The 2,407-nt window shown below is 62.6% G+C and carries 1 protein-coding gene; it reads left to right on the top strand.

The genetic code is table 11. The features are described from left to right. Positions 1-14: 14 nt before the first annotated feature. A partial coding sequence (locus ACKLLE_RS27085) for a T6SS effector BTH_I2691 family protein (protein WP_420059600.1) occupies positions 15-2,407 on the top strand: 2,393 nt, incomplete at its 3' end.

Below are 2,407 nucleotides of genomic sequence, written 5' to 3'. Positions count from 1 at the left end.
GCAAAGGACTACTCATGAGCACCGCCCTTCATTTGGCCACCTGCGAGGCCAGGCCCGTTCCCCTGCGCACCTGCCGCGCCTGCGAACGTGTCGGCCTGCCCGTCCTGCCCCTGCGCGCCGCCTATGCCCCGGAACCCTGGCACACCCAGGCACTGCCGCTGGCCAGTGACCCCAAGGTCAAGGCTGTGCCCCTGCGTGACAGCCAGCCGCGCATCCTGCGCCGGGGTTTCCTCTACGTCATGCTCGACAGGAAGGAATGGCAGGCCTACCAGATCACTCCCGAGGGGGCGCTGCGCCAGGTGCCGCCGTACCAGACCTCCCGCGAGGAACCCCTGCCCCTGAGCATGGCCTGCGTCAAGCACGACCACGATATCCCTGCTTCCTTCATCAATTTCGACACGAAAAAGTACTCCACCGCCTGGCTGGCCATCGCCAACGACCCCTGGCCGAAGCAGGTGCTCAAGCGCTATCTGAGCGGCGGTACGGTCGACGGCATGAGCCTGGAGGAGCGCTTCTACAAGCTTGACCTCAAGACCGCCCGCGAAGACCCCGCCAGCATCGGCCTGGCGATGACCGAACACGAACTGCAGATGGAGAAGGTCCTCGAATACGCCCAGCCCATGGCCGGTGACTTCTACAGCGTGCATGGCTTTTACGGACGCAATCACCGCCTGAACGCCCTGAGGAACCATGTGCGCACGGTGATCCAGCGGGAAAAGCTGCCCAACGGCGTGCTGGCCCTGGTGTTGCCCGATCCGATCGGCATGGTGCAGGAGTGCAATGCCCAGCGCATGGTGCGCTATCAGCAGATGCTGGAATGGCGGGCCGAGCCGCAACGGAGCTTCGAGCACCTGACGTCGCAGGCGTTGCTGGGGATTCGCGAGTTTCAAGCGCAGAGAGCGGAAAAGCTGGCTGCAGCAGAAGCGAGTGCACGCGACGAGTACGCCCGCTACCGCAACGAAACCCATATTGCCGCTAAATCAGTCCTGTCGAAGGTCGATGTCGAAGGGGTAACCGAGCGCTTGACCCCGGGCATGCAGGAAGAGGCAGCCGAGCGCCTTGATGAGCGCTACGACGAAAAGGCCCGTTCGGACTTCCAGCGCGAATTCGACAACACCCTCGCCGCCTGGCAACGGCTTATCGACGATGCCGGCGAGATCTACGTCAGGCACTTCCAGAGCCCGGCGTTCAGGCTGGCCAGCCGGTTTGACTACATCGATCGCCACGACGAATCCGTCATGGGTTTCATCTGCCTGATCGGCCAGTGTCTCTCCGGCGGGCCGACCGGGCTTATCGACGAGAACAGACTGGAGGCCACCCAGCAGCTCTGGAAGCAGCAACTGGAAGACCAGAACAGCCTGCTTCATCAGGCCCTGCACGCGAAGGATCCAGGCGTGTTCGAACAGATCCACAAGTCCCTGGTTGATGATGAGCGGACCCGGATCTATCACGGCATCAAGACCCTGATCACGACCGAACAGGGCACCAAGTTGATGAGGGACTCCGTGAGAACGGCCGCTGGCCAGTTGCTCGGCGGTGCGGCCACGGCCAGCAATGTCCTCGGCAAGCATATTTCCGAGAACACCCGGGCGTTGGTCGGGCATCTACACCGGGAGGCCTGGCTGCGTTTCTCCGGAGTGGAGGCCACCCGGGTCACGGTGGCGCTCAAGGTGGGTGAATACCTCACGCTGCTCAATGAAACGCTCTACGAAGGGACCGAGCGTTATCTCGACAAGCTCAACGAAAAATTCCGCAACCCGGCTGCGGGCAAGGTGCGGGCCATGCTGCTGAGCGGCCACTTCACTCCGGCACTGGCAGATCTCGATGACAAGCTGATCTACGTAAAGCTCTGGACGATGGAAAACGCCGAAAAGCTGAGCGCGCGTCTGGAGCAACTGCGGGACGGCGTTGGCGACGGCATCGATGATGCCCTGCGTCCGGTCAGTATCGACACTGGGGCACTCAAGGGCGGGATGCAGGATTTCACCCGTCACCTGAGCCTCGATGCCGACGTCGCCCGCCTTTACGTGCGGGAGACCATGAGCAGCATGCGCAATGCCGCCATGAGAGGCGGTGAAGGCGCCTTCAACCTGGGGCTGGCTTTGGGAAGCCTGTGGTTCCAGCAGGATGCGTTGCGCACTACCTACAAGAACATGCTTGAGGCGTTTGGAGATGAACGGCCCGAAGCGGTGGCGGCGTTCATGGCGGCGTCGGTGGGGAATCTTGGGGTGGGGGTCGAGCTGGTTGGGGGGACGGTTCAGGCGTTTCGGCCTGAATGGAAGATGAATGTCCACACGACTACCGGGCTGGAGCCGGTCAGGTTGGGTGGGAGGATTCTGCAATTTGGTAGTGCGATTGCGGCGGTGGCTACTGCGGTGGAGGGGTTGCAGTATGCGATGGCTGCGGG

Source organism: Pseudomonas bharatica (assembly GCF_048586865.1).
GTDB lineage: Bacteria > Pseudomonadota > Gammaproteobacteria > Pseudomonadales > Pseudomonadaceae > Aquipseudomonas > Aquipseudomonas bharatica.
Note: the sequence above shows the minus strand (reverse complement) of the source record. Positions and strands in the feature narration are given on the sequence as shown.